The 25,302-nt window shown below is 68.1% G+C and carries 22 protein-coding genes; 15 read left to right on the top strand and 7 right to left on the bottom strand.

The genetic code is table 11. The features are described from left to right. Nucleotides 1-165 precede the first annotated feature (165 nt). Together A9974_RS03500 and proC are read left to right on the top strand one after the other, a co-directional pair. Nucleotides 166-1,314, top strand: a complete 1,149-nt coding sequence (locus tag A9974_RS03500) for an alpha-hydroxy acid oxidase (protein ID WP_183002764.1) — start codon at nucleotides 166-168, stop codon at nucleotides 1,312-1,314. Nucleotides 1,315-1,332: 18 nt separating this feature from the next. Next, nucleotides 1,333-2,139: a pyrroline-5-carboxylate reductase gene (proC, locus tag A9974_RS03495; protein WP_183002763.1), complete on the top strand. Its 807-nt coding sequence runs from the start codon at nucleotides 1,333-1,335 to the stop codon at nucleotides 2,137-2,139. Nucleotide 2,140: 1 nt separating this feature from the next. Here the strand turns inward: proC and A9974_RS03490 are convergent, their stop codons facing one another. After that, the gene (locus A9974_RS03490) at nucleotides 2,141-3,586 is read right to left on the bottom strand and encodes an MFS transporter (protein WP_183002762.1); all 1,446 of its coding nucleotides are present in this window, start codon (nucleotides 3,584-3,586) and stop codon (nucleotides 2,141-2,143) included. Between the two features lie 95 nt (nucleotides 3,587-3,681). On the opposite strand from A9974_RS03490, the gene A9974_RS03485 reads away from it, so the two are divergent. The 4 genes from A9974_RS03485 to A9974_RS03470 all read left to right on the top strand — a co-directional run bounded on the left by A9974_RS03485 (nucleotide 3,682) and on the right by A9974_RS03470 (nucleotide 7,324). Then, nucleotides 3,682-4,632: a helix-turn-helix transcriptional regulator gene (locus tag A9974_RS03485; protein ID WP_255467992.1), complete on the top strand. Its 951-nt coding sequence runs from the start codon at nucleotides 3,682-3,684 to the stop codon at nucleotides 4,630-4,632. Nucleotides 4,633-4,683: 51 nt separating this feature from the next. Next, complete coding sequence (locus tag A9974_RS03480) at nucleotides 4,684-5,589, top strand: DMT family transporter (protein ID WP_183002761.1); 906 nt, start codon at nucleotides 4,684-4,686, stop codon at nucleotides 5,587-5,589. Between the two features lie 99 nt (nucleotides 5,590-5,688). Further along, entirely contained in the window at nucleotides 5,689-6,483 is a 795-nt protein-coding gene (locus tag A9974_RS29370; RefSeq protein ID WP_255467991.1) for a PadR family transcriptional regulator, read from the top strand. 25 nt (nucleotides 6,484-6,508) lie between these two features. Further along, on the top strand, nucleotides 6,509-7,324 hold the full coding sequence (locus A9974_RS03470; RefSeq protein ID WP_183002760.1) for a siderophore-interacting protein: 816 nt from the start codon (nucleotides 6,509-6,511) through the stop codon (nucleotides 7,322-7,324). A 63-nt stretch (nucleotides 7,325-7,387) separates the two neighbouring features. Here A9974_RS03470 and A9974_RS03465 read toward each other — a convergent pair whose 3' ends face one another. Further along, nucleotides 7,388-8,266 carry a LysR family transcriptional regulator gene (locus tag A9974_RS03465; protein ID WP_183002759.1) on the bottom strand — a complete coding sequence of 293 codons (879 nt, stop codon included), beginning with the start codon at nucleotides 8,264-8,266 and terminating at the stop codon, nucleotides 7,388-7,390. 104 nt (nucleotides 8,267-8,370) lie between these two features. Here A9974_RS03465 and A9974_RS03460 point away from each other — a divergent pair, with 104 nt between their 5' ends. Next, nucleotides 8,371-9,231: an oxaloacetate decarboxylase gene (locus A9974_RS03460; protein ID WP_183002758.1), complete on the top strand. Its 861-nt coding sequence runs from the start codon at nucleotides 8,371-8,373 to the stop codon at nucleotides 9,229-9,231. Nucleotides 9,232-9,289: 58 nt separating this feature from the next. Here A9974_RS03460 and A9974_RS03455 read toward each other — a convergent pair whose 3' ends face one another. The 4 genes from A9974_RS03455 to A9974_RS03440 form a co-directional block, all read right to left on the bottom strand. Beyond that, a complete protein-coding gene (locus tag A9974_RS03455; protein WP_183002757.1) occupies nucleotides 9,290-12,175 on the bottom strand; it encodes a WG repeat-containing protein in 2,886 nt (961 codons plus the stop codon). A 2-nt stretch (nucleotides 12,176-12,177) separates the two neighbouring features. Continuing rightward, nucleotides 12,178-15,327, bottom strand: coding sequence for a WG repeat-containing protein (locus A9974_RS03450; protein WP_183002756.1), 3,150 nt, complete (start codon nucleotides 15,325-15,327; stop codon nucleotides 12,178-12,180). A gap of 116 nt (nucleotides 15,328-15,443) precedes the next feature. Next, nucleotides 15,444-16,028: an RNA polymerase sigma factor gene (locus A9974_RS03445; RefSeq protein ID WP_255467990.1), complete on the bottom strand. Its 585-nt coding sequence runs from the start codon at nucleotides 16,026-16,028 to the stop codon at nucleotides 15,444-15,446. Between the two features lie 287 nt (nucleotides 16,029-16,315). After that, complete coding sequence (locus A9974_RS03440; RefSeq protein ID WP_183002755.1) at nucleotides 16,316-16,954, bottom strand: response regulator transcription factor; 639 nt, start codon at nucleotides 16,952-16,954, stop codon at nucleotides 16,316-16,318. 72 nt (nucleotides 16,955-17,026) lie between these two features. Here A9974_RS03440 and A9974_RS03435 point away from each other — a divergent pair, with 72 nt between their 5' ends. From A9974_RS03435 to A9974_RS03410, 6 genes are all read left to right on the top strand, one after another. Beyond that, nucleotides 17,027-18,448 carry a sensor histidine kinase KdpD gene (locus tag A9974_RS03435; RefSeq protein WP_183002754.1) on the top strand — a complete coding sequence of 474 codons (1,422 nt, stop codon included), beginning with the start codon at nucleotides 17,027-17,029 and terminating at the stop codon, nucleotides 18,446-18,448. 140 nt (nucleotides 18,449-18,588) lie between these two features. Continuing rightward, nucleotides 18,589-19,803, top strand: a complete 1,215-nt coding sequence (locus tag A9974_RS03430) for an MFS transporter (RefSeq protein ID WP_183002772.1) — start codon at nucleotides 18,589-18,591, stop codon at nucleotides 19,801-19,803. Nucleotides 19,804-19,892: 89 nt separating this feature from the next. After that, the gene (locus A9974_RS03425; RefSeq protein ID WP_183002753.1) at nucleotides 19,893-20,417 is read left to right on the top strand and encodes a hypothetical protein; all 525 of its coding nucleotides are present in this window, start codon (nucleotides 19,893-19,895) and stop codon (nucleotides 20,415-20,417) included. 66 nt (nucleotides 20,418-20,483) lie between these two features. Next, nucleotides 20,484-20,777 (top strand): Arm DNA-binding domain-containing protein, encoded by a 294-nt coding sequence (locus A9974_RS03420; RefSeq protein WP_255467989.1) that lies wholly within the window; start codon nucleotides 20,484-20,486, stop codon nucleotides 20,775-20,777. Then, entirely contained in the window at nucleotides 20,774-21,322 is a 549-nt protein-coding gene (locus A9974_RS03415) for an ureidoglycolate lyase (protein ID WP_183002752.1), read from the top strand. Before A9974_RS03420 ends, A9974_RS03415 begins: the two co-directional genes overlap by 4 nt. 170 nt (nucleotides 21,323-21,492) lie before the next feature. Next, nucleotides 21,493-22,956: a DUF1254 domain-containing protein gene (locus A9974_RS03410; protein ID WP_183002751.1), complete on the top strand. Its 1,464-nt coding sequence runs from the start codon at nucleotides 21,493-21,495 to the stop codon at nucleotides 22,954-22,956. 61 nt (nucleotides 22,957-23,017) lie between these two features. On the opposite strand, the gene A9974_RS03405 is transcribed toward A9974_RS03410, so the two are convergent. Beyond that, nucleotides 23,018-23,713 (bottom strand): helix-turn-helix transcriptional regulator, encoded by a 696-nt coding sequence (locus A9974_RS03405; protein ID WP_183002750.1) that lies wholly within the window; start codon nucleotides 23,711-23,713, stop codon nucleotides 23,018-23,020. Between the two features lie 273 nt (nucleotides 23,714-23,986). On the opposite strand from A9974_RS03405, the gene A9974_RS03400 reads away from it, so the two are divergent. Together A9974_RS03400 and A9974_RS03395 are read left to right on the top strand one after the other, a co-directional pair. Then, on the top strand, nucleotides 23,987-24,574 hold the full coding sequence (locus A9974_RS03400; RefSeq protein WP_255467988.1) for a hypothetical protein: 588 nt from the start codon (nucleotides 23,987-23,989) through the stop codon (nucleotides 24,572-24,574). A 255-nt stretch (nucleotides 24,575-24,829) separates the two neighbouring features. Continuing rightward, the gene (locus A9974_RS03395) at nucleotides 24,830-25,297 is read left to right on the top strand and encodes a phage tail tube protein (RefSeq protein ID WP_049076510.1); all 468 of its coding nucleotides are present in this window, start codon (nucleotides 24,830-24,832) and stop codon (nucleotides 25,295-25,297) included. The last annotated feature ends 5 nt before the right edge of the window (nucleotides 25,298-25,302 follow it).

The raw sequence follows: 25,302 nt of genomic DNA, 5'->3' as shown, positions 1-25,302 counted from the left end.
CATACGATTACTTAAATCGCTTTTCGATTTGATTAATCGTATATCAATCGATTTTAGGGTATGTCCTAGGGCGGAAGGCCCGAATAGCGGTTTTTAAAACAATCGAAATACAATTGATATGCTCGATATGTAATTTAAACGGAATCCCGGCAACAAGGAAGAGACATGCTGCCCAGCGTGATGGATTACCGGGCGCAGGCGCGCAAGCGGCTGCCCCGGCTGGCCTTCGATTATCTGGAAGGAGGCGCCGAGGATGGCGCTTCTTTGCGGCGCAACGTGGCCGCCTTTGGCGATCTGGAGTTTGTGCCCGAGGTGCTGGCCGACGTCACCGACTGCCGCCTGGAAACCACCGTGCTGGGCGCGGCCGCGGCCATGCCCGCCATTGTCGGGCCGACGGGCCTGAACGGGCTGTTCTGGCCCGATGCGGACGTGCATCTGGCGCGCGCCGCGCATCGCGCCGGCCTGCCGTTCGTGCTGTCCACGGCATCGACCTCCTTGCTGGAAGATGTGCGCGCGGCCAGCGCGGGCGAACTGTGGTTGCAACTGTACGTGCAACGCGACCGCCGCATCGCCGAACACCTGATGGGCCGGGCCTGGGGCAGTGGTTATACCGTGCTGTTCCTGACCGTCGACGTGCCGGTGCATGGCAACCGCGACCACGACAAGCGCAACGGCTTCAAACTGCCGCTGCGACCGTCCGGCCGTATGCTGCTGGATCTGGCGGCGCACCCGGGCTGGTGCTGGCGCATGCTGCGTGGGGGAGGTCCGCAGTTGAAGAACCTGGCGGTCAGTTCCAATGCGCGTGAAAACATCACCGAGCAGGCGTCCGCCCTGAGCCGTCAGATGGATCTGGCGTTGACCTGGGACGATATCGACTGGCTGCGCCGCAAGTGGCGCGGTCGCATCGTCATCAAGGGCGTCCAGACGCTGGCCGACGCGCGCCGGGCCCAGGCGCGCGGCGTGGACGGCATCGTGTTGTCCAACCATGGTGGGCGGCAGCTGGAAAGTGCGCCTTGCGCGCTGGAAACCCTGCCGCAGGTGGCGGCCGAACTGGGGCAGTCGCTTGACGTGCTGGTGGATGGCGGGGTGCGGCGCGGCAGCGATATCGCCAAGGCGGCGGCGCTGGGCGCGCGTGCGGTGCTATTGGGCCGCGCGCCGCTGTACGGACTGGCGGGCCGGGGGCCGCGCGGCGCGGGCGAGGTGCTGGCGATTCTGCGCGCCGAGCTGGAGAACACATTGCGGTTGCTGGGGCGCAATCACATCGGCGCGCTGGATGCCGCCGCGGTGCGCACGCGCCGAGCCATTTTCGATTGACGGAAGGAACCAGACCTCATGCGTGAAAAAATCGTCTTCATCGGCGGCGGCAATATGGCCAGCGCCATCATCGACGGGTTGCTTGGACAGGGCCGCAAACTGGCGGATTTCCTGGTGGTGGAACCCTTTGAACCCACGCGTGCCGGCTTGCTGGCGCGCGGCCTGACGTGCCGCGAAAGCGTCGGCGCCGAGATCGCCGGCGCGGCCCTGTGCGTGCTGGCGACCAAGCCCCAGGCGTTGCGCGAAGCCTGCGGGCAAGTGCAGGCACATCTGCCGGCGCAGAGCACGGTGGTCAGCATCGCGGCGGGTGTCAATCTCGCGTCCTTGTCGCCATGGCTGGGCGGCCATGCGCGCATCGTGCGGGCAATGCCCAACACGCCGGCCAAGGTCGGGCTCGGCATGACCGGCCTGTACGCCACCGCGGCTTGCGACGCGGCGCAGCGCGATCAGGTGGATGCGCTGTTCGCGGCCGTCGGCGAGCGCATCTGGGTCGATACCGAAGCCATGATCGACGCGGTCACCGCCGTGACCGGCAGCGGCCCGGGCTACGTGTTCTATTTCATGGCGGCGCTGGAAAAAGCGGCGCGGGAGCTGGGCTTTGAGGCGGCCGATGCACGCCGCTTGTCGGTGGCGGCGTTTCGCGGCGCCGCCGAGCTGGCGGCCGGCGACGACGCGGCATTGGCCGAGTTGCAGGACCGCGTGACCTCCAAGGGCGGCACCACCTATGCCGCGCTGACGCATCTGCGCGAGGCCGGCGTGGCCGCCGCCATCACCGAAGCGGCGCTTAAGGCCGAGCAACGCGCACGCGAATTGTCGGCGGGCTGAGTCAGCGCCGCCGCCCCAGCCACCCGAGCAGCAGCACCGACACGGCGATGGCGGCCACATTGAATTGCATGGCGCTGGCGAACGCGCGCGCATAGCGTTCGCCGGCCGCGGCGTCGGCGTACGTGTCGAGCGCGCCGCTGAACAGCATGCCGGCGGCGGATACGCCCAGCGCCGCGCCGACCTGCTGCAATGTTGCGACCACGCCGGCGGCCATGCCCGCGTGGCGGTCCTGCACCAGCCCCAGCGCCAGATTGACCAGCGGCGTATTGACCGCGCCCTGCGCCGCGCCCAGCCATACCAGGGCCGGCACCAATGACCAGGGCGCGAGCGCGGCGCCGGCCGCGTCCACCTGCCACATCAAGGCGGCGGTGGCGCCGCCGTACAGCAACGCGGCCAGCGTGATGGCGTGCGTGCCAAAACGCGCCACCAGCCGCGGTGCCGCCATCGAGCCGGCCACGAAGCCCACGCTGGCGGGCGCGAACACCGCGCCGGCCGTCAACGCATCCACGCCCAGGCCTGTCTGCAACAGCAAGGCATAGCACAGGAACATGGCGCTGGCGGTGGAAAACACCAGCGTCACCAGCAGACAGCCCGCGGCAAAGCGCGGTTGCGCCAGCAAGGCCATGTCCACCAGCGGCATGCGGCCCGCGGCGGCGGCGCGGCGTTGCAACTGTGCGAACCACGCCAGCAGGGCCAGCGATGCAACGCCCGCGGCCCATGTCCAGGCGGGCCAGTGGCGGGCCGGGCCTTCGATCAGCGCCAGCAGCAGCAAGCCCAGGCCCAGCCCGACCAGGGCCGAACCAGGCCAGTCCATGGCGGCGCCCGAAGCGTTACGGGACTCCGGAATGTGGCGCGCCAGCCGCCATGCGATCAGGCCCAGCGGGACGTTGACGAGGAAGATGGTGCGCCAGCCCAGGCCGAACAGGTCGGCGTGCACGATCCATCCGCCCAGCACCTGGCCGGCGATGGCGGCCAGGCCCAGCGTCATGCCCAGCAGGCCAAAGGCGCGGCGGCGCGCATGGCCGTCGTAGCTGACGCGGATCAGCGCATAGACCTGCGGAAACAGCATGGCCGCGGCTGCGCCCTGCAACACCCGCGCCGCAATCAGCGCGTCGGCGCTGGGGGCCAGCCCGCACAGCGCGGAGGTCAGCGCGAAGCCCGCCATGCCCAGCATGAACAGGCGTCGCCGGCCATGTCGGTCACCCAGCCGGCTGCCCGCGATCAGCAGCACGCCATAGGCCAGTTCGTAGGCCACGATGATGAAGTTGATCTGCGCGAAGCTGGCGCTCAAGGTGGCCTGCATGTTGGGGATGGCGACGTTGACCACGAACAGGTCGAAGATCGTGATGAAGCCGCCGGACAGCAGTACGGCCAGGCCCAAGGGGCCGGGCGCGGCGGGGGCCGGCGCGTGGTTGCAGCGGGGGGAAGGCAGCGCGGTGGAAGACATGGATAGGCCATGGAAGGGACGATTGGCGCTATTCTGGGCAGTCTTCCAGCCTTATACAATTTAGCTGTTTATGCTATTACTGAAGGCAATAGCCGATGCCCCGTTCCCGCAAGCTTGAAGCCGTGCCTGATTCCGTAGCGGATGCCGCATCCGCATTGATCGTCCCCCCTCCCGCGGCCGACGCCGCCCCCGCGCAGCGGCTGGACCGCACCCGTAGCGATCTGGCCGAGTTCCTGCGCCTGCGCCGCGAACGCCTGAGCCCTGCGGCGCTGGGCCTGCCTGCGGGCGGCCGCCGCCGCACGCCGGGCTTGCGGCGCGAGGAAGTGGCGGCGTTGGCCGGTGTGGGCCTGGCCTGGTACACGTGGTTCGAGCAGGGCCGCAACATCAGCGTGTCGGCGACCTTCCTGGAAAACCTGGCGCGCGTGCTGAAGCTGGACGCGGCCGAGCGGCGGCATCTCTATCTGCTGGCCCACCAGCGCCCGCCGGCCGAACCGGGGCGCACGTGGTGCACCGTGCCGCCGCAGGTGCGCAGGCTGATGGACGATCTGCCCGCGCGTCCCGCCTACATCCTGAACCTGCGCTGGGACGTGGTGGTGTGGAACGCAGCGGCCGAGCGCGTGTTCGGCTTCGGCGCGCAGTCGCCGGGGCGGCGCAACCTGTTGTGGATGCTGTTCACGGACCCGGCCATGCGGCAGCTGTTCGTGGACTGGCAAGCGCAGGCGCCCGCCATGCTGTCCACCTTCCGGCGCGATTTCGCGTCGGCCGCGGGCGTGCCCGACATCGCCGAGCTGGTCGACGAACTGGAACGGGTGTCGCCCGACTTCAAATCGTGGTGGCGCGAACATGACGTGCATGGCAATTGCATGGGCGTGCGCAGTCTGCATATCGATTCGCTGGGCGATGTGGCGTTCGAGCATTCGACCTTGTCGGTCGATGAAAGCCGGCATCTGCGCCTGGTGGTGTACGCGCCCGCGCCGGACGAACCGCAGGCGCGCGCCTTTGCGCAATGGGTGGCGCGCAAGCCGGCGCGTGGCCCCAGAGAATAAGCGCCGCGTGGGTCTACGGCGGGGCGGCGGCGCACTCCTATAGTCGCCGCCATGGCTACCGAAATCCTCTCGCGCCGCAAGGCCCTGTCGCTGCTCGTCGTGGTTGTGCTCGCCTGGGGCTTCACCTGGGTCGTCAGCAAGCTGCTCCTGCAATTCATGACGCCGATCTGGGCGGTGGCGGCGCGCAGCCTGGCCGGCACCGCCGCCTTGCTCGTATTAGGCCTGCTGCTGCGGCGGGTTGCCTGGCCGGTCAAAGCCGACATCCCCGTGATCCTCAGCGTGGGCCTGCTGCACATGGGCGCGTTCGCCGCCCTGGTCAGCCTGGGGCTGCAGTACGTGCCGGCGGGGCGTTCGGTGGTGCTGGCCTACACCACGCCGCTATGGGTCATTCCCGCGGCCCGCATTTTCCTGGGCGAACCCATCGGTCGCGGCCGCCAGGCCGGCTTGGTGCTGGGCCTGTTGGGGCTGGGGGTCATCTTCAATCCGTTGGCATTCGACTGGCGCAACGGCGATGCCGTGTTCGGCAACGGCCTGGTGTTGCTGGCGGCGCTGTGCTGGGCCGCCAATATTGTCTATGTGCGGGCCCACCATTGGGTGACGCCGCCGTTTGAACTGGCGTTCTGGCAGGCGCTGCTGGCCTCGGTGGTGCTGGCGGCGGTGGCCTGGGCGGCCGAGGGCGCGCCGCGCGTGGTGTGGCATGCGGACCTGGCCTGGCTGCTGGGGTATGGGGGCGTGTTCGGAATCGCGGTGGCGTACTGGGCAGCGGTAAATGTGAACCGCTCCCTGCCCGCGGGCGTGACGTCCATTGGCCTGCTGGGGGTGCCGGTCGTCGGCCTGCTGTGCGCGGCGGTGGTACTGCACGAGCCGCTGAGCACGCCCTTGGTGGCGGGGATGCTGCTGATCGTCGCCGGCATCGCGGCCGGCGTGCTGGACAAGGGGCGGGCCGTGACGGGGTGAAAAAGCCGCTTGACGGCGGGAAGCAGGGCTATGTATCGTAAGATATATATCTTAAGATACATCGTAAGTCATACTCCCGATACCCAGCGAGGCACCCCCATGCGCTATTTCCACTTTCTGACCGCGTTTGTCCGCGGCTCGCGCCATGCCATGCGCGAAGGCCACGGCGGCCGCCATGGCCATTACGGCTATGCCGATCATCCTGGCCGCGCCGGCCATGGCCACGGCGACGAGCCCCAAGGCAATTTCTGCGAAGGCGGCCGTGGCCGTCATCGCCGCCATGCCGGCGGCGGTGGCGGCTGGTTCGGCGGCCCCTGGGGCGGCCGTGGCGGCGATGCCGACGACAGCTTCGGCGGCGACGGCCGCGGCTGGGGCCGCAGCCGCAAAGTCACCGCCGACGATCTGCAACTGATGCTGCTCGGCCTGCTGGAACAGAACCCCAGCCACGGCTACGAACTCATCAAGGCGCTGGGCACCTTGTCCAACGGCTTCTACACGCCCAGCCCGGGCATGGTCTACCCCGCGCTGACCTACCTGGAAGAACTGGGCTACGCCACCGTCGAACAGGAAGGCACCAAGAAGCGCTACCACCTGGCCGAGCCCGGCCGCGCCCACCTGGAAGCGAACCGCGAACGCCTGTCGCTGATGTTCAACAAGCTCAAGCACGTGGCGCGCAAGATGGACTGGATGCGCCAGGCCTGGAGCGGCGAGCCTCGTTCCGCCCCCGCCGATGACGACGCGGCCGCCGGCTGGATCGACGAATTCGTCCATGCCCGCCAGGCGATCCGCCACGCGCTGCTGGAACGCACCGAGGCGTCGCCCGCCGAACAGCGCCGCATCGCCGCCATCCTGCGCCGCGCCACCGAGGAAATCACCGGCAAGAGCTGTGCCTGATTCCGTTCATTCCCTTGGAGTACCCATGACCCGTACCGACCTGACTGTCGAACGTGTGCGCCACGCATTGAAGATGCGCACGCTGACCGTGGCGCGTGTCGAGCGCATCGCGGGCCTGCTGGCCCGTGTCACCTTCACCGGTGAAGACCTGCGGGACTTCGTGTCCGCCTCGTTCGACGACCACGTGAAACTGTTTTTCCCCGCCGATCCGTCCCAGCCCGTGGCGTTGCCCGAAGCGGGTCCCGACGGCCTCAAGTTCCCAGAAGGCGTGCCGCGTCCGGCCGCGCGCGACTACACGCCGCGCCGCTTTGACGCCGCACGGCAGGAGTTGGACATCGACTTCGTGCTGCACGGCGACGGCCCCGCATCCTCCTGGGCCGAACAGGCCGAGGCGGGCCAGCGCCTGGGCATCGGCGGCCCGCGCGGCTCGTTCGTGGTGCCCACCGGCTTTGATTGGCATGTGCTGATCGGCGACGAGACCGCGCTGCCGGCGATCTCGCGCCGCCTGGAAGAACTGCCCGCCACCGCCCAGGCGCTGGTGCTGATCGAAGTGCCCGGCCCCGACAACGAAATGCCGCTGGCCACGCGCGCCCAGGCCCATGTGCGCTGGCTGCATCGCAACGGCACCGCGCCGGGCTACAGCACGCTGCTGCTGGAAGCCGCGCGCGAGTTGGCGCTGCCGCCGGGCGAGGGCTATGCCTGGGTCGCGGCCGAATCCGCGGCAGCCAAGGCGGTGCGCGAGATCATGGTGGCGCAGCACGGCATCGACAAGCACCGCATCCGCGCGGCCAGCTACTGGAAGCGTGGCGCAGTGGCGGTGCACGAGTCGCACGAAGACTGAAGCGTAGCGGTTCATGCGCCGGTGCGCGAATGCCGGCACGCGCAGCGGGCAGGTTGAGCGCGCTTACCCCCGCGCCAGCGCCAGCAGATTGGCGACCCGGCCGCCGGGCGCATCCTGGCGCACCGCCAGCCCCAGCACCGCGCGCGGCCAATCCAGCGCGAACGGCCGGTAGACCACGCCGTCCGGCCGCAGGTGGCGCAGCGACGCGGGCACGATGGCCACGCCCATGCCCGCGGCCACCAGGTTCACCGCCGACGACAGCTGCGGCGCGCGCTGGCCGGGCAGCGGGTTCAGGCCATGCTGGCGGCACGCGGCCATGATATCGGCGCTGAGTCCATAGCCGGACTTGCGCGAATACTGGATGAAGCGTTCCTGCGCCAGGTCGGCGGGCGCCAGCCGCTTGCGCCGCGCCAGCGCGTGGCCCAGCGGCAGCGCCACCACCAACGGCTCTTCGGTCAGCTGCATGAAGCGCAGCCCGCCGTCGATCGCGAAGGGCGGGCGCACGAAGGCCGCATCGATCGCGCCGTCGCGCAACTGCGCCACCAGCGTCTCGCTGTCGTCCTGCGACAAGGTCATTTCCACGTCGGGATACTGCTGCCGGTACAGGCGGATCAATTCCGTCACGACCGGATGGAACGATGCCGACTCGGTAAAGCCCAGCGCCAGTTCGCCGACTTCGCCGCGCGCGGCGCGTTGCGCCGTCTGCACGGCGGCCTGCGCGCGTTGCAGGATGTCCTGTGCGCACACCAGGAAGGCGCGGCCGGCGTCGTTCAAGCTGACGCCGCGCCCGCGGCGGTCGAACAGTGGCGTGCCCACTTCTTCTTCCAGTTGCCGGATCTGCTGCGACAGCGGCGGCTGGGCCATGCCCAGCTGTTCGGCCGCGCGGGTGAAGTGCTGGGCCTCGGCCGTGGCCACGAAATAGCGCAGGTGGCGCAGTTCCATATTGATACCTATAGAGTACTGATTATCAATTTTCCATATATTGGACATTCTATTGTGGCGGGACGATCATGCGGGCATCGATCTTTCGTTTTCAAGGAATGCGCATGGCAACCTCTCTGACTCCCGGCGCGCGCTTGCGCCAGCATCTGGCCCAGGACATCGTGGTGGCGCCCGGCGCCTACGACGGCATGTCGGCCCGCCTGGTGGCGGCCGCAGGCTTCAACGCGGTATACGCCAGCGGCGGCGCCATTGCCCGCGCGGCGGGCTATCCCGACATTGGCCTGCTCAGCTTCACCGAGGTGATGGACCGCGTGGAAAAGATCGTCGACGCCAGCGGCCTGCCAGTGGTGGCCGATGCCGACACCGGTTTCGGCGGCTCGGCCAACGTCGAACGCACCGTGCGCATCATGGAGCGGGCGGGCGTGGCCGCCTTTCATATCGAAGACCAGTCCTTTCCCAAGCGCTGCGGCCATCTGGACGACAAGAGCCTGGTGGACGCCGAGGAAATGAGCCGCAAGGTGCACATCGCACGGCAGACCCTGGCCGATGCCGACACGCTGGTCATCGCGCGTACCGACGCCATCGCCGTGGAAGGCTTTGACGCGGCCATCAACCGCGCCGAGCAGTATGTGAAGGCCGGCGCCGACATGGTGTTCGTCGAGGCGCCGGAAACGCTGGCGCAGATCCGCGCCATCGCGGACCGCCTGCCCGGCCTGAAGCTCATCAACATGTTCTACGGCGGCAAGACGCCGCTGGTGCCGCTGCCCGACCTGGCGGTCATGGGCTACCGACTGGCGATCATTCCGTCGGACCTGCAGCGCGCGGCCATTCACGCGATGCAGGCGACGCTGGCCGCCATCCGCGAGACCGGCGACAGCAGCGCGCTGGCCGACCGCCTGACTAGCTTCAAGGAACGCGAAGAGATCGTGCAGACGCGCCGCTACTTGGCGCTGGACACGCAGTGATCGCGGCGCGCCACGCCCGCGCGGCAGGCGCGGCCGTGGCGGCACGCGACTGCCAGCGCTACTGCCGGCAGCGCTGCGGCATCGACAGCGGCCATAGCCGCTGGTTGTAGGCGCCGTACAGCGTGCGGATGCCGCATTCCATGCCGACCCGCGCCACCATCGCGCCCTGGTTGTCCAGGATCATCGACATGTCGCGCGTGGACACCACGGCGCGTTGGCCCGAGAACGGCGTGGCGTACAGATAGACCGGCGCGATCGCGAGCTTGCCCTGGCCATCGGCGTAGCCGAGCAGGCCGCCCACGCGGGCGACGGCCAGGCCGTCGTGCCGCGCGCCCAGATAGTCGAACACCGGGCCGTCTGCTACCGCCTTGTCGTTGACGGCGCGTTCGGTGCCGTTGGGCAACGTCATGACGGCGCGGCCTTCCGAGAACCCCGAACCGAAGCCGGCCAGCGTCATGCGTGTCTTGCCGGTCAGGTCGACATAGTGGGTGATGTGCTTGCCTTGCTGCTGGTCGCGGCGCACCAGCCAGGGCGAGCCGGCGGGCCAGCTCCACTCGCCGGCGGGCAGGCTGGCCACGGTCTTGCCGTGCTCGTCGATCAGGCGGGCGCCGTCGTCGTCGCTCAACAGCGCGCGGGCCGGCTTGCCCTGGAACGGCGTGCCGGCGACCGGGCCGGGCGCAATCTGCCAGCGGCCGGCGCTATCCAGGTAGCCATGTCGGTTGGCGCGCCGGATCGCCATCCAGCTACCCATCGGCGTGTAGCCCGCGTCTTTCATGTCGAGGGCATCGGATGCGTCGGGCGAGATCATCCAGCGCTGTTTCTGGCTGTAGGCCAGGTAGGCGCCGTCGTCGGCGCGCGACACGTCCATGCCGGACTGGAACGTGGTCAGCGCGTGGCCGCTGGCATTGATCACCGCTTGCGGACGTTGGTAGTCGTCGCCTTTCCACGCGGCCTGCGAGACCAGCCACAGCTTGTCGCTGACGCGTTTGGCGCCGTGATGGGCCGGCGGCACGATCCATTTGCCTTGCTGGTCGATCACGCCGACCTTGTCCGCGCCCAGCGAGGCGACCGCCTGGCCGTCCTGGAAGACGTCGATGAACTGGAACGCCGGTGCCGCCACTTCCTTGCCGGCGATGAAGTCGTACAGGCCCCAGGGGTCGCCTTCGGCCGCGGTCTTCAGATAGCGCACCAGGCCGGGCGCGACCACCTCGGTCTCGAAATAATCCGGCAGGGCGTAGGACTTGCCGGCGCGGTCGATGATGCGCGCCTCGCCCTTGGCGTAGATCAGCGCATAGCCGTGGCGGAAGTCACCGATGTGCTGCTGCAGGGGCAGGTCCATCGGCTTACCGTGCGCATCCAGCAACTGCATGCCGTCTTCGGTTTGCGCGGCAAAGCGCAATTGGTCGGCGGTCAGGGTATCGGTCGAGTCGTCGCGCGCGGCGTATTCGTCCTTCGGGCCGTCCAGCGGCACGATCTCGGTCCAGGTCTTGTCGGTGGCGACGCTGCCGTCGGCCAGCAGCAGCCCGGCATTGCTGTCGCCGCACTGGCAATAACCTTGGCCCAGCAGGCCCAGCGGACCGCCGGGCAGGTCGAGCGGCATGTCGCGCAGTTGCGAGCCTTGGGCGGCGGCCAGGGCATCCGCTTGCAGGATCTCGCGGCCGTCCGCGTCCAGCGCATTGAACAGTTCGCCGTCATTGCCGGACAGCCACAGCTTGCCCTGGCGCAGCACGATCCGGTCGACGTTTGCCAGCCAGGACGGCGCGGTATCGCCATGCAGCCAGGCGCCCTTGGGCGTGAGGATGCCGGCCACGCGTTGCGCGCCATCGCGGAACAGCACGTAGTCGCCTTCGTTCTCGGCGGCGGTCAGGCCCGTGCCCAGCGTCAGCGCCTCCGCGCGGCCCGGCACATAGGCTTTGAGCGTGTCGCCAGTGGCGTACACCAGGGTGTTGCCATGCAGCACCGTGGATTGGGCTTCGGCATCGGTGAAATTGCCCAGGGGCTGGCCGGCGGCGTCAAGCAGCGCGTAGCCGCCGCGGGGCAGTTGTCCGCTCCAGAAGGCCTGGCCGACCCGGATCAGGCGCTGGTAGCCCTTGCCCTGGCCGATGACGTTGCCGGACGCGTCGATCAGCGCCACTTCGTTGTCGCCGACGGCCAGCGCCAGGGCCGACTTGGACGGTCGCGAGATGTCGCTGTATTGCGGTTTGACGCGCCAGTTCCAGTCGCTGTCGAGCAAGCCATACATGCCGTGCGCGTCGGCGGCGATGAACAGGTCGGCGCCGTAGCCGGACAGGATGCGGATGTCGTCCGTGGCGTAGCGGCGCTCGCCGCTATTGGAACGGTACTCCTCGCGGTACGAGATGGAGATCTGGGCCGGCTTGCCTTCCCCCAGCTCCACGGTCTGGACGCTGGCGTCGAGTACGTCGCCCACGGCGCGCCCGCCGCGGTCGATCAGTTGACGGCTGCCGTCCAGCGTCACCACGGCCAACCCGGCCTCGACGAAGTCCGACACGCTGTCGTAGCGCGGCGGCACCGCCATCTTGCCCTTGGCGTCGATGTAGCCCCACTTGCCCTTCCAGCGCACCGCGGCCAGGCCGTGATGAAAGTCGCCGACGGCTTCGAACTGCGGATTGATGGCCAACTTGCCGTTGCTGTCCAGAAAGCCCCAGGCGTGCCGCCGCAGCGATTCGTCGGTGGGCACGCGGTCGATCTCTTCCAGCGCCGACGGCAGCAGCACGGCGGCGCGGTTGTCGGACAGCGGCCGGATGCAGCCCAGGGCCGCGTTGCGGTTGTCGTCGCGATGATCGACCATCGCCATGGCGCTGACCTCGGAGGCGTCGACGCAGGTGTTGCGGGCTTGGCGGTATTGCGCATGGGCAGACAGGGACACGCCCAGCGCGGCGACGGCGCAGGCGATACGGGTGGCGTGAAACGCGCGTGAGGTCATGGTCATTCTGCTTTGGCGGATTCGGGGACGGGCGCTTGTTCGATCTCGGCGGCCTCGGGGCAGGTCAGCTTCTCGCGCGGCCAGGTCTGGCGCTCTTGCGCGTCCAGCACCACGATTTCGCCGCACAACTGGCCGAACAGCGCGGTGGTCTTGCCGCGCGTGTCGATGAATTCCAGCAGGCGGTCGCGGCGCACCAGCGCGCGGCCGTCCTGGAAATCGGCGGCCCAGCCGAACTCGGGCGCGATCGCATAGCGGCCCGTCAGGTCGATGTAGCCGAACAGCTTGCCGGTGCGCTGGGCGCGCTGCGCAACGGCCAGGCCATTGCGCAAGGGGCCCAGCCGGTCGAAGTAGGGGCCCACGATGCGCTTGCCGTCGGCGTTGAGAAAGCCATAGCGGTCACCGTCGCCGCGATAGGGCACCACGCCTTCGCTGGCCTTGTCTTCTTCCAGCGAGTATTCGCCTTTGACGCGCGTGATTTCCCGGCCTTGCAGGTCGGTGATGATGCCCGCGGAGTTATTGCTGTCCCGGAACACGATCCGCTTCATCGAGGCCAGCGGCGTGCCATCGCCGCGTTTCTCAAGCAGGGTCTTGCCGTTTTCGTCCATCAGCCGGTAGTTGCGGCCGTCGTAGACGCGCGCCAGGCCTTCGGGCTGCACGAAGAAGGGATTGAATTCGCCGTTGACGGCAGCGATCTTCATGTTGCCGCGCGCATCGATCGCGCCGTTGCGCGAACGGTATTGCACGTAGATCCAATCGCCGTATTGTTCCTTGCGGTCCGGCGCGCCTTCCCACAGGCGGGTCGTGCGGCCCTGGCTGTCGAACAGCAGCGTGGCGCCATCCTGCCCCTGCGCCAGGAAACGGCCTTGCCGCAGGTTCTGCGGCTTTTCGCCGAGCAAGGGGCTGCGCTGGCCGGTGCGCAGATTGATCAGGCGGTAGCTCTCGCGGTAGCTGCTGGAATCTTCGCGGCGCTTGGGCTCGCGCGCCAGCAGATAGCCGTTGCCCAGGTATTCCAGTTCGTAGCTGCCGGAGTAGGTGGCCGGCAGCACCCATTTGCCGTGGCGGTCGATCACGCCCCAGCGGTCGTTGTCCTGCGCCTTGGCCCAATCGTCCGTGAATTCCTCGATGTTTTCCAGCGTCGGCTTCACCGCCACGCTGGCGCTGCGGATGTTCCACAGGCCCCAGCGCCGATTGCGGTTGTCGTCCAGCGAGAAGTAGTAGAGCAGGTCGCCGTCGATCTTCTCGCCGTTGACCTCCACCCGGGCGGGCAAGGGCTGGATCTGGCCGCGGGTGTCGATCAGGCTGGCGCTGTTGCGGTCCATGCCGGGGGTGCGGGCCCAGGAATACGCGCCGTTGAAGCCGGCGATGCCGGCGTAGGTGGGCGCCAGGATCCAGTTGCCTTCCGCGTCGATCGCGCCCACCGTGCGCTTGCGTGTCTGCACCACCAGCGGCGCGGTGGCGTTGTAGGTGTTCATGTCGTCCCAATCCGGATTGGTGACGATCTTGCCCGACGGGGTCAGGATGCCGGTCGGCTGTTCGTAGTCGACCGGGCGCAGCAGCGCCAACGGCAGCGTGGCGGCGTCTTGCGAGGACGCCTCGGGGCCGTCCTGCGCGGTGTCGGCAGCGGTGCGGGGGGAGAACTCGGTGACGCGGTATTGGCCCAGGCGGGCGGCCGTGTCGGCGTCCAGCAGGGCCGTGCCGTCGGGCCGGTAGATCTGCACCAGCGTTGCTTCAGTCTGCGTGCTGCTCTCGGTTACGTCGACGGCGACCGCGGCGTTCGCGGGGGCGGCGATATCCGAGGCCGCGTCTATTGCGGCGTCGTCGTCGGCGGAGGCCTCCGCCGACGACGACGTGACGGCCGTAGCGGCAGCCGTTGCATCGTTCGCCGCGGCCGTGGGTGGGGCGTCGGGCCTGGCGGGCGGCGACGGAACGCTCGGCGCGTCAGGCCGGACCGGTGGCGGCGGATCCTGCGGTGAGGCCACGACCGGCACGGGCGAGGTGATGGTGGCGGCGGCGTCCGTGTCCTGTGCGGGCCGGGCGGCGTCGCTGAGGCCATCGGGGGCGGGGGCCGGCGGATGGGCGTAGACCCAGGCCAGGCCATCGTTGATGCCCACGCGGGCAAAGCGCGCGGGGATCTTCTGCATCTTGCCGTCCGGGAAGACCAGGATGAGCATGTCGACGTCGGTCAGCATCTTCCAGCCGTCGCGTTCTTCGACGCCCGGGTAGGTCACCGAGAAGGTGTGCACAGGCGCCAGCTTGGCGTCCAGCAGCAGCGGCGGGCCGTCGCCCTTGGGCTTGACCAGCCAGAGGCCGGCCGTGACCCGCTGCACGTTCGAATAACGGGCGTCGGACAGCGGCGTGCCGTCGGGGCGCACGAAGCTCCATTCCTCGTCGCGGCGCACGGCCAGGGTGTCACCGTCGCGTTGCGGCGGTTCATGCGAGCGCAGCACATCGGGCGCGATGGCCCAGCGGCCCTCGGCGTCCAGCAGGCCCCACCAGCCGCCATACCGCGCGTTGCGCCGCTGTGCGGGCAGGTAGCCGCCGTCAGGCTTGGCCAGCATCATCACATCGCCGGGCAACGTCAGCGCGCGGCCAGTGGCGGTATCGAACAAGCGCGGCGCCTGCGGCACCTCCATCGACGCCAGTTTCTGGCCAGGCTCGAAGCCCCATGAGCGCGTGCCCAGTTCAAAGGTCTTGACGACCTGTCCCTGGCGGTTGATCAGCACGTCGCGCTCGTCCGCTTCCACCAGCGCGGTGCCTTCGGCGTTGAAACCCGTGGCGCGGGTAAAGCGCGGTTTGACTACCCATTCGCCGCGGGTGTCGATGTAACCCCACAGCTTGTCTTGCTGCACGGCGGCCAGGCCGTTCTGGAACGGCTCGGCTTCCTGGAACGTGGGCAGGATCGCCATGCGGCCTTGCTTGTCGATGTAGCCCCAGGTGCCTGCCGGATCGCTGGCCTTGCCGACCCGCACGGCCGCCAGCCCTTCGGTATAGGCGCGGTTGCAGGGCGTGTCCGGATTGATGGCGTAAGTGCTGCCGATGCACTCACGTTGCCAGTCCCTGTCGTATTGGGCGCTGGCGGAGCCGGCATACAGGCCGGTCAGGGCCGTGGCGAGCGCCAACAGGCGAAATGAGCGAAGCCGGACGTGCCGCATGGTCGGGGTGCCTGCCAAAAAATGGGGGAAGGCAGCACTGTAACCAGCCGTAGCAGTCAAAGAACCGGTAAATGTAACTATAGAAAACGAACCGTTAACACCGTGCCGGCGTGGCCTTAGTCGTCAAGCCATGCCCCTTGCTGGCGCATGCGTGTACGGATCTGCGTGCGCGCCCGTGACAGACGGCTGCGTACCGTGCCCACGGGCAGGTCCAGCTGCGCGGCGACCTCTTCGTACGACAGTTCGTCCGCGCAGATCATTACCAGCATTTCGGCCAGATCCGGCGCCATGGCGGCCAGCGAACGGTCCAGGATGCGGATCATCTGCACCCGTTCGGCTTGCGCGGCCGGGTCCGAGCGCGGGTCTGTCTGTTCGGCCAGCGCGTCTTCCCCGACGAAGTCGTAGCGCCGCTCCGGGGTGCGCGACAGGTGATTGCGGATCAGGTTGCGGGCAATACCGAACAGCCAGGTCGACGGTTTGCTGTCACCGCGAAAGGTGTCGTAGTGGCAGGACATCTCGACGAACGCCTGCTGCGTGATGTCGTCCGCATCCGGCCCGTTGCCGACATGGCGCAAGACGAAGCGGCGCAAGCGCTCGGATTCCTCGCGCACCAGGCGGCTGACCGGCTCGGAAAAGGGATGAGGCAAGACAACGGCGGCGGAACGGGGAGCAGGGTGCATGGTGACGGTGCAGCTGTACATGGACGGGATGCTCGGCGCGCCGAAGGGGCCGGCGCCTGGCTTGGGCGCGCACCATCCCGTCGCCGCGCGGGATGGCCGCGGACGGGATGGTGGGCGTTCGGGGGGAATACTGTGCAGGCCCGCGATCTCCCATGGCCCCTTGCGGAAAGAGAAAGCAGGACGCTGCGAAATCAGTTTATGTTTGGAAGATTCGGTAGCAAATACGGCGCACGCCGTATTTTTTGCAGACTTTTTCGAGGCGCGGAGCGCCGCGTCGCGACCTGAACGGGCAAGGCGGCCACAGCCGTTCAGGCGCTGGGCAACCCCAGACGCACCGCATAGGCCACCAGTTCGGCGGTGCTGTGCAGGGCCAGTTTGCGCATCAGGTTTTCGCGATGCTTGCGCGCGGTCAAGGGGCTGATGTGCAGCGCCTGGCCGATCTGCGCCGCGGTGGCGCCTTGCGCGGCCAGCGCCAGCACCTGCTGCTCGCGCCGCGTCAGGGTTTCGGCGGGAGCCGGCGTATGGGTTGACTGGGCGCGGGCGGGTTGTTTGTCGTGGCCGTTTTGCAGGCGCTCGATCGCCGCCATCAGTTCGCGCGAACTGCCGGTCTTGGCCAGGTACTCGTCGGCCCCGGCTTCCAGGATGGCCAGGCGGCTGCGTTCATCGGTATTGGCGGTCAGCACCATGATGTGCAGCGCGGGATGGCGTTCGCGCAGGGCGCGCACCCAACCGGACCCTGCCACGCCGGGCATGCCCAGGTCCAGCACCAGCACGTCGGCGCCATGCGCGGCCAGCAGCGCCAGCACCTGTTCGCCGGTCGCGGCCTCGTCCACCGATCCGATCAGCTCGGACGCCTGGTGCATGACCATTTTCAAACCCTCCCGCACGATGCCGTGGTCGTCGGCCAGGAGGACGCGCAGCAAGGGAGGGGGATAGGGCAATGTCATGGAAGGCCGACGGGGGCGGCGTCGCGAGCTTGTGTCAGAATGATGCATCATTATAGGGACTGATCCAGGCGCATGACCGCCCCCGCCGCGCTTACTCCGCCCCGTCCGCCGGGCGAGACCCATGCCGACGCCCGCGGCGCGGGGGAGCTCGCTGTCGCCGATGCGGTCGCGGCCGAGCTGGCCACGCTGCTCTATAAGCAGTCCCACGGTGTGCTGTTTGCCAACTTCGCGGTGGTGGTGCCCGTGGCCTACGTCATGCGGGACGCCTTGCCGGGCTGGCTGTTGCTCTTGTGGGCAGGCGCGGTGTACCTGCTGACCCTGGCGCGCGTCGCTGTCAGCCGCCGCTTCCTGCGGCGCGGCCCCACGCCATCGCGCCCATGGGTGCGCGGCTTCTGCGCGCTGTCCTGGACCTCCGGCCTGCTCTGGGGGCTGGCGGGCCTGGCGGCCGTGCTCTCGGAGCAGGACATGCTGCTGGCCTTTGGCTGCGTCATGCTGGCTGGCATGTGCAGCGGCGCGGTGCCGTCGCTGTCCGCCTATCCGCCCGCCTATGCGGGATCGGCGCTGGCCATGATCCTGCCCTTCATCATCGCCTGCCTGGCGGCGGCCGACGGGCTGCACCTGGTGTATGCCGCCTTTGGCGTCTGCCTGCTGGGGGTCAACCTGTACTACAGCGCCGTCACCTACCGCAGCCTGAAAACGACGGTGGCGCTGCGCTTCGAGAACACCGCGCTGGTACGCAGCCTGGAGCGCGAGCGCGACCGCGTCGCTGCCGCCGATCGCGCCAAGACGCGCTTCCTGGCCGCGGCCGGCCATGACTTGCGCCAGCCGGTGCATGCGCTGGGCATGTTCACCGATGTGCTGGCCAGCCGCGCCGAGCGGGGCAGCGTCACGCCGCAAGACACCCTGCATGTGGCGCGCCGTCAGCAAGCGGTGCTGGACGGGCTGAACCGCCTGCTGGACGGCCTGCTCGACCTGTCGCGCATGGACGCGCACCTGCTGCGGGTCGAACGCCGCGCGGTCGACCTGGACACGATGTTCGATGACCTGCGCCAGGACTACGAACCGCAGGCACGCGCGCGCGGCCTGCGGCTGTCCGTGGCGCCCGTCGCCCTGGTGGTGGACACCGATCCCGCCTTGTTGCGCCGCATCCTCGACAACCTGCTGAGCAATGCGCTGTCGTACACCCCCAGCGGCCGCGTGCTGCTGGCAGCGCGCAGGCGTCGTGGCGGGGCGCTGATCCAAGTCTGGGACACGGGTGCGGGCATCGCGCCCGAACTGCAGGAATCCGTGTTCGCCGAGTTCACGCGTGGCGCTGCCCCCTCGGAAGCGGCCTTGGTCGGCCAAGGCCTGGGATTGGGCCTGGCCATCGTGCGGCGCCTGGCCGATCTGCTGCACTGCGAGGTCTCGCTGCGCTCCGTGCCGGGCAAGGGCTCGGTGTTCTCGCTGTGGGTGCCCCCTGGCATTCCCGCCGCGCATGCCGCCGGCGAAAAATAATCAGTTGAACGGCGGCCGCGCCGGCTCTGTAATAGCGCAAGCTGCCCGCCCAAGCGGGTGTTGACGTTTCCTGCCTGAGGTTCGCCATGCCCGTCGCTGCTTCGCCCGCCCGCTTCGCCACCTCGCGCAACCTGTGGGTCATGGTGCTGGCCGGTGGCATCGTCATGGGCCTGGCCCTGGGCGTGCGGCACGTGCAGGGCCTATTCCTGCTGCCCATTACGATGGACCGGGGCTGGTCGCGCGAAACCTTCGCCATGGCGCTGGCGGTGCAGAACCTGACCTGGGGCGTGGCGCAGCCGTTCACCGGCATGATCGCCGACCGCTACGGGTCGGCCAAGGTGATCCTGGGCGGTCTGGTGTTCTATGCGTTGGGCCTGGCCGGCATGGCGCACGCCGCCAGCCCGGCGGCCTTCCTGTGGACAGCCGGTATCTGCGTCGGCATCGCCCTGTCCGGCACTGCGTTCGCGGTCATCTACGGCGCGCTCAGCCGCCTGGTGCCACCGGAAAAGCGCAGTTGGGCGCTGGGCGTGGCCGGCGCGGTCGGCGGGCTGGGGCAGTTCACCATGGTCCCGGCGGCGCAATGGCTGATCGGCGGCTGGGGCTGGGTCAGCGCGCTCCTGACCTTCTCCGTGGTGCTGGCGGTGGTGCTGCCGCTGGCGTGGCCGCTGAAGGAAACCGCGCGCAAGCCGGCGGCCACTGCCGGGGGCACCGCGCAGACCGCCGCCAGGCCGGCCGACCTGCCGATGGGCGCCGCCATCCGCGAAGCCTTTGCGCAGCGGGGCTTCTGGCTGCTGAACCTGGGCTTTCTGGCTTGTGGCTTCCAGCTGGCGTTCATCGGCACGCACCTGCCGGCCTACCTGATGGACAAGGGCCTGCGCGCGGCCGACGCGGTCGCCGCGCTGGCCATCATCGCGCTGGCCAACGTCATCGGCACCTATGTCTGCGGCATGCTGGGCGCGCACCATCGCCGCAAATACCTGCTGGCCGGCATTTACCTGCTGCGCACCGCCGCCATGGCGCTGTTCTTTCTGCTGCCACTGTCCACCTGGTCAGTGTACGTTTTTGCGGCCGTCATGGGCTTTGTCTGGCTGGGCACGGTGCCGCTCACCAACGGTTTGATCTCGCAGGTGTTCGGGGTGCGCTACATCACTACGCTGTTCGGCTTTGTCTTCTTTGGCCACCAGGTGGGTTCGTTCCTGGGCGTCTGGCTGGGCGGGGTGGTGTTCGAGGCCACCCATTCCTACGACCTGATCTGGCTGGGGGCGATGGCGCTGGGCGTGCTGGCGGCGGTGCTGCACTGGCCCATCGACGATCGCGAACTGCCGCGCTTGCGCAACGCGATGGCGGCGGGTTGAACCCGCGGCAGGGCGGGCGTGGACGGGGTAATACGCGGTATAACGGGACAATAGCGCTGCCGCCCCCGCGTGTGGCAAGGAAAGTCCCCATGCAGATCGAATCCCGTTGGTTGTTCCCGTGTGAACCGCAGCACATCTGGCCGCATTTCTTGCATGCCCGCATGGACGACACCCGGCCGCTGCTGTTCCGGCTGGGGGTGCCCAAGCCGATCAGCTGCAAAGTGCTGGAAGGCGTGGCGGCGGTGGGCAATACCCGCCAATGCACGACCGATCGCGGCACCATCGACCAGCGCATCCTGATATTGCAACCCAACGCGCGCCTGCGCTACCAGATGCAGAAAAGTACCGTATGGTGTGCCGGCTGGGTCGGCACGCTGGTCGATACCTTTGAATTGCGCGCGATACCGGGGCAAGGCACCGAAGTGCGCCGCACGACCCAGTTCGAAGCGGCCGGCGCCTTGCGCTGGGCCAAGCAGCTGGGCCTGTGGGCCGGCCTGCGCCAGGCGCATGCCTACGCCAGCCGCAACTGGCGCCGGCTGGCCTTGCAGGCGCAGGCCAAGGAAGCGCAGAATCCCGCCGAGGCCATGCCGGGCGCGAGCCAGGCCCGTGGTTGAGCACTGCGCGATCCCGCCGGGCCCGGTGCAGGACGTGGCCCATCGTATCTCGGAGAAATTGTCGGTATGAGTAAAGGATTCGACGGCGTCAGGCCGGCTTCCGAGTCGTCCATTGAAATTGGCTTCTTCTACCAGGACCGTCACTGCGTGGAGCGCATCCGCGTCAAGCCCACCGCCGCCAACCTCAAGCGCGCCGCGGACCGGCGCGCCGCGATTCTGGCCGCCATCGCGCGGGGCGATTTCGACTATGACGCTGAATTCCCCAAGCGCAAGAGGGTGACGCCGGTGGCACAACCCGCGCCCGCTGCTCAACCCGCTTCATCCGCCCATCCTCCCAAACCCGCCAAGGACGACGCATGACCCGCGCTGCCGCATTGCCTTTGCACGACCTGACCGCCGACGCCTTCAAGCCCTACGGCTGGATGCTGGGCAAGCCCATGCCACAGGGCAATGGCATACCGCTGTTCAGCAACGAGGCAACTGACTTCTGGCAGGAACACGTCTTCAATACCGGCGCGGGCGGTGACGCCGAGGTGTTGTGGGTCAACTACCGCAGCGCCTCCGCCGATATCGCCAGCCTCGAAAAGCACCTGCTGACGCAACAGGCCATCGTGCCGCTGACCGGCGACATCATCCAGGTCGTGGCGCGCAGCGCGGCGGACGGCAGCCCGGATGTGTCCACGCTGACCGCGTTTCGCGTGGCCCAGGGGCAGGGCGTGTGCATGCGGCCGGGGTGCTGGCACGCCACCCGCGTCACGGGCGCGGAAGTCACATGCTTGATGCTGACCCGCCGCTCGACCACAGTGGACCTGATCCAGCATCTGACCACCGATGCCGCCGCCAGCGAAAGCGCCATCGCGCCGATCCCGCCGGCCCAGCTGGAAGGCTTGCCGCTGCCGGGCTGAGCCGGATCCGGATCGGGATGCGGTTCCGGCATGAACAGGCAGTGCGGCCGGACGGGTCCGGTTTCACTAACGAAGTGAAATGTGCCAGAATTTCGCGGACCTTCCCGTCTTGTCCGCGACGCTGCCGCCATCTGGGCGTTGCCAACATCCTCACATGTTGGAGCATTGGAATGCGCGTACGCCTGCTTGGCGCTGGACTCTTCCCCTCTGTTCGCGGCATGGCCGCCCTGGCGCTGGCCGCAAGCCTGGCCGGTTGCAGCTTCACATCCCCCGATGCGGCCAGCGGGTCGCAGTATGTCGGCATCGACGGCGTCCTGGCGCCCGAGGCGCGTCGCATTGCCAAGGAGGCCTACGTCTACGGCTATCCCATGGTGGCCAGCTATCAGGCCCTGTACGCGACCAGCATCGATCAGGGCAATCCGCAATACCGCGGACCCTTCAATACGATCAGCCACGCGACGCACGCGTTCAGTCCCGACGACACCGCGGTGGTGGCGCCCACTGGCGATACGCTAGCGTCGTTCGCCGCGCTGGATCTGCGGGCCGAACCGGTCATCATCAGCGTGCCGCCGATGGAGCCGAAGCGCTATTTCTCGCTGCAGCTCACGGACCTGTATTCGCAGAATTTCGCCTATATCGGCAGCCGCGCCACCGGTAACGGCGGCGGCAGGTTCCTGATCGCGGGTCCCCGCTGGAAGGGCGCCGCGCCCAAGGGCATCAACCAGGTCATCCGCGCCGAAACGGAACTGGTCAGTTTGGTGGGGCGCACGCAGCGCTTTTCGGCGTCGGATGTGGCCAACGTCAAGCGCATCCAGGCGGGCTACAAGGTCCAGCCGCTGTCCGCGTATCTTAAAAAAGCGCCGCCCGCATCGGTGCCGGTGCAGTGGATGGTGCCTGAATCGCCTGCGCAACTGCGCACCTCGCTCGAGTTCTACAACCAGTTGGCCTTCCTGTTGCAGTTCGCACCGCCCCCGGCCAGTGAAAAAATGCTGCGCCGACGCCTCGACAGCATGCGCATCCGGCCGGGCGAGGCGGTGGTGACGGATGCGATGAATCCCCGCCTGCGCCAGATGATGCAGGAAGGCATGCACGACGGTCAGAACGAAATCGACAAGCGCCGCGTGGCGCTGGCCGGCAAGACGGACACCCTGTCTGGCGATCGGCAGACGTTCAAGAACGACTACGTGGCGCGCGCCGTCGGCGCGCAGATCGGCTTGGGCAGCCCCAGCCGCGAAGAGACGTTGATGCCCGTGCTGGAGCAGGACAGCGCCGGCCAGCCGCTGGACGGCGCCCAGGCCTACATCTTGCGCTTTGCCCCGCGTGGCCTGCCGCCCGTCAATGCCTTCTGGTCGGTGACGCTATATCGGTTGCCGCAGCAGCAACTGGCGGCCAACCCGGCCAATCGTCATGTGATCCACTCAGCCGCGCTGCCGTCGCTCAGGCGCGACCGTGACGGCGGGTTGACGATCTATTTGCAGCGCGAGGCGCCGGGCAAGGGGCGCGACGCCAATTGGCTGCCCACGCCGGCCGGGCCGTTCATGCTGGCGCTACGCTACTACTGGCCCAAGCCCGCGCTGTTGGATGGGACTTGGCAGACGCCGCAGGTGCAGCAGGCCACGCCTCAGGCGCAATGACAAACGGGGTGCCTGTCGCCCCGGCCGGCTGGGCCTAGGACGCTTGCGGACTGCCCGTGCATCAGAAATCGTCGCTGCGCCATACCTTCAGCACGCGGCCGAAGATCTGCAGGTCCATGTCTTCGGTGATGTCCCAGGCGTCGTACTTGGTGTTCTCGGACTTGGCGCGGATCAGCAAGCCCTGCGCGCTGGGAATGCGTTGCAGCCGCTTGATGAAGCCTTCGTTGCCGACCCGAAAAAAGAACACGCCGTCGATGTCGGCCTTGGCCACGCCCAGGTCCACCAGCAAGGGGTCGCCCGGGTTGTACATCGGCCGCATGCTGTCGCCGAAACCCGTGACCACGCACAGGTTGGCCGCTGACGTGTAGTGCCGCAGGTTCTTGTGCAGCCATTCCTGGCTGACCCGCAGGCTCTGGATCACGCCGGGCTGGTCGCGCAGTTCAACTCCCGCGCCCATGGCGCCACCTGTGTCGAAACGGGGAATGCGCAGGTCGTCGGCCAGGCCGTCGTCGGCCTGAAGGATTTCATGCGGCGAGGCCAGGACCATGTCCGGCGGATACTGCGCCGCTTCGTCCAGCAATTGTTCCAGGGACAGCCCCAGCCCGGCGGCCAGCCGAGCCGCGTATTTGGACCGTTCGCTGTCGCGCCCTTCGAGCGCGGCAATGGTGCCCACGCCCACGCCCGTGCGCGCTTCCAGCTGTTCCAGAGTGAGACCGAGGGCGGCGCGGTAGCGCCTGATTTGTTTTCCGAGAGCCATGGTGGGGACGCTAAACAGTTGTGGAATGTTGTGCAACAACAAGTGTTGAAATAGCGATTATACACTTGTAGAATCATAGCTATGAATCACCCCACACGCGTGTTGTTATCAGACGGAAGCGTCGGTAGCGTTTCGCTACCAGAATGCTTCTCCCGGCAACCTTTCCGACCGGCCTCGTCGCCGGTCCGCGCAGCAGGCACCCCGCCGGCGCACTCCCGGGACAGCCCTCGGGCGGTCCCCCCCGGCATCGAACTCAACGGCAAGGAGCGGCATATGGATCAGGCAGGAAACATGGCGTTGCGGGCACCGCAAGGCTGGGCAGTGGCGGCATCGCAGGCGGGGGCCGCGATCGCGCGCTCGTTCGCCGCGCGGCCGGCGGTCGACGCGGACCGGGCGGCCCGCGCAAGCATTCAGAAGGGGCAGGGCATGACGCGAGAAGAATCGGACCAGGTCGAAGCATTGATCATGGAGTGGTATCACTGGAGCCGTGGCTATCGGCCCAAGCTGGGCGTGGGGCGCGTGTCGGCATTTGCGCGCGGCATGGTGCCGGACGATGCCTACGTGGACGACGAAGACATCGACGCGCGCCTGACCGCGGCGCGCGGCGAGCAGACCGAACTGTGCATCGACGAACTGCCGTGGCAGCAGCGCTCGGCCATCGGCGTTCATGCCGGCAACAAGGCGGCCGGCGCGCGCGTCTTCAGCAACCCGCGCCTGACGCCCGAACAGCAGCACGCGGCCTACCAGCAAGCCAAGGCCGCGCTGTTGCCCGCGCTGCGTCGCCGTTCGCTGGTGACCGCGCCGCCAGTGCGACACGCTGATCGCGTAAACGCTTGCGGCATCAACAGGGCCCGCGCATAATTCAGTCGTCGGGGCAAGTTGCGCCCGAACAAAACAAACCCGCTGGCCTGCACAGAACCCGTGCCTGCCCGCGGGTTTTTTCATGTCCGACACTTCTTTGGGGCGCCGCCCGGCTTGCGGTCCCTATCCCCGACATTCCTCTTCAACACTGATCAGGCCCCCCGGCAATTGCCGCGGGGCCTTTTTCATGGTCGCTCCGGATTCCCGGACGGCCGCAGTTGCCCGCCGCTGGCGGGCTTTTTTCTGGAGTCTGCAATGGCAGGTACTACCGTTTCGCAATTCGTTCAAACCCAGGGCACGCAGCTGGAAGTGTCCACCACGGCTACCGAAGATCTGGGCGCCGCCGGCCTGACCTACGCCGATCTGGCCATCACCATCAAGGACCCGAACTTCCAGGGCGGCCAGACCACCGAGATCGACGTCACCGTCCTGAAGTCCACCGCCAAGGAATACGCCCTGGGCCTGGACGACAGCGGTACCTTCAGCATGGCCGGCAACTGGAAAGCGGGCGACCCGGCCCAGAAAGCGCTGGTGGCCGCACGCAGCGACAAGAAGACCCGCGCGTTCCGCGTGACCTTCGCCGACGGCGCCAAGTTCGAGTTCCTGGGTCTGGTCACCCAATACCAGTGGCAAGGCCAGCTGGACAACGTCGTGTCCGCCACGTTCAACGTGCGCGTCACCGGCGCCGTCAAGCTGACCGACGCACCCGCCAACGGGGGCTGAGCGCC

The sequence above is a fragment of the Achromobacter sp. UMC71 genome, assembly GCF_014170305.1.
Taxonomy (GTDB): Bacteria; Pseudomonadota; Gammaproteobacteria; order Burkholderiales; family Burkholderiaceae_B; genus Achromobacter.
This window is presented reverse-complemented; position numbering and strand designations above follow the sequence as displayed.

Bases quoted from the DNA above. Each gene is read 5' to 3' on its own strand.
- A9974_RS03500 (WP_183002764.1), top strand. From the start codon at position 166: ATGCTGCCCAGCGTGATGGATTACCGGGCGCAGGCGCGCAAGCGGCTG.
- proC (WP_183002763.1), top strand. From the start codon at position 1,333: ATGCGTGAAAAAATCGTCTTCATCGGCGGCGGCAATATGGCCAGCGCC.
- A9974_RS03490 (WP_183002762.1), bottom strand. From the start codon at position 3,586: ATGTCTTCCACCGCGCTGCCTTCCCCCCGCTGCAACCACGCGCCGGCC.
- A9974_RS03485 (WP_255467992.1), top strand. From the start codon at position 3,682: ATGCCCCGTTCCCGCAAGCTTGAAGCCGTGCCTGATTCCGTAGCGGAT.
- A9974_RS03480 (WP_183002761.1), top strand. From the start codon at position 4,684: ATGGCTACCGAAATCCTCTCGCGCCGCAAGGCCCTGTCGCTGCTCGTC.
- A9974_RS29370 (WP_255467991.1), top strand. From the start codon at position 5,689: ATGCGCTATTTCCACTTTCTGACCGCGTTTGTCCGCGGCTCGCGCCAT.
- A9974_RS03470 (WP_183002760.1), top strand. From the start codon at position 6,509: ATGACCCGTACCGACCTGACTGTCGAACGTGTGCGCCACGCATTGAAG.
- A9974_RS03465 (WP_183002759.1), bottom strand. From the start codon at position 8,266: ATGGAACTGCGCCACCTGCGCTATTTCGTGGCCACGGCCGAGGCCCAG.
- A9974_RS03460 (WP_183002758.1), top strand. From the start codon at position 8,371: ATGGCAACCTCTCTGACTCCCGGCGCGCGCTTGCGCCAGCATCTGGCC.
- A9974_RS03455 (WP_183002757.1), bottom strand. From the start codon at position 12,175: ATGACCTCACGCGCGTTTCACGCCACCCGTATCGCCTGCGCCGTCGCC.
- A9974_RS03450 (WP_183002756.1), bottom strand. From the start codon at position 15,327: ATGCGGCACGTCCGGCTTCGCTCATTTCGCCTGTTGGCGCTCGCCACG.
- A9974_RS03445 (WP_255467990.1), bottom strand. From the start codon at position 16,028: ATGTACAGCTGCACCGTCACCATGCACCCTGCTCCCCGTTCCGCCGCC.
- A9974_RS03440 (WP_183002755.1), bottom strand. From the start codon at position 16,954: ATGACATTGCCCTATCCCCCTCCCTTGCTGCGCGTCCTCCTGGCCGAC.
- A9974_RS03435 (WP_183002754.1), top strand. From the start codon at position 17,027: ATGACCGCCCCCGCCGCGCTTACTCCGCCCCGTCCGCCGGGCGAGACC.
- A9974_RS03430 (WP_183002772.1), top strand. From the start codon at position 18,589: ATGGTGCTGGCCGGTGGCATCGTCATGGGCCTGGCCCTGGGCGTGCGG.
- A9974_RS03425 (WP_183002753.1), top strand. From the start codon at position 19,893: ATGCAGATCGAATCCCGTTGGTTGTTCCCGTGTGAACCGCAGCACATC.
- A9974_RS03420 (WP_255467989.1), top strand. From the start codon at position 20,484: ATGAGTAAAGGATTCGACGGCGTCAGGCCGGCTTCCGAGTCGTCCATT.
- A9974_RS03415 (WP_183002752.1), top strand. From the start codon at position 20,774: ATGACCCGCGCTGCCGCATTGCCTTTGCACGACCTGACCGCCGACGCC.
- A9974_RS03410 (WP_183002751.1), top strand. From the start codon at position 21,493: ATGCGCGTACGCCTGCTTGGCGCTGGACTCTTCCCCTCTGTTCGCGGC.
- A9974_RS03405 (WP_183002750.1), bottom strand. From the start codon at position 23,713: ATGGCTCTCGGAAAACAAATCAGGCGCTACCGCGCCGCCCTCGGTCTC.
- A9974_RS03400 (WP_255467988.1), top strand. From the start codon at position 23,987: ATGGATCAGGCAGGAAACATGGCGTTGCGGGCACCGCAAGGCTGGGCA.
- A9974_RS03395 (WP_049076510.1), top strand. From the start codon at position 24,830: ATGGCAGGTACTACCGTTTCGCAATTCGTTCAAACCCAGGGCACGCAG.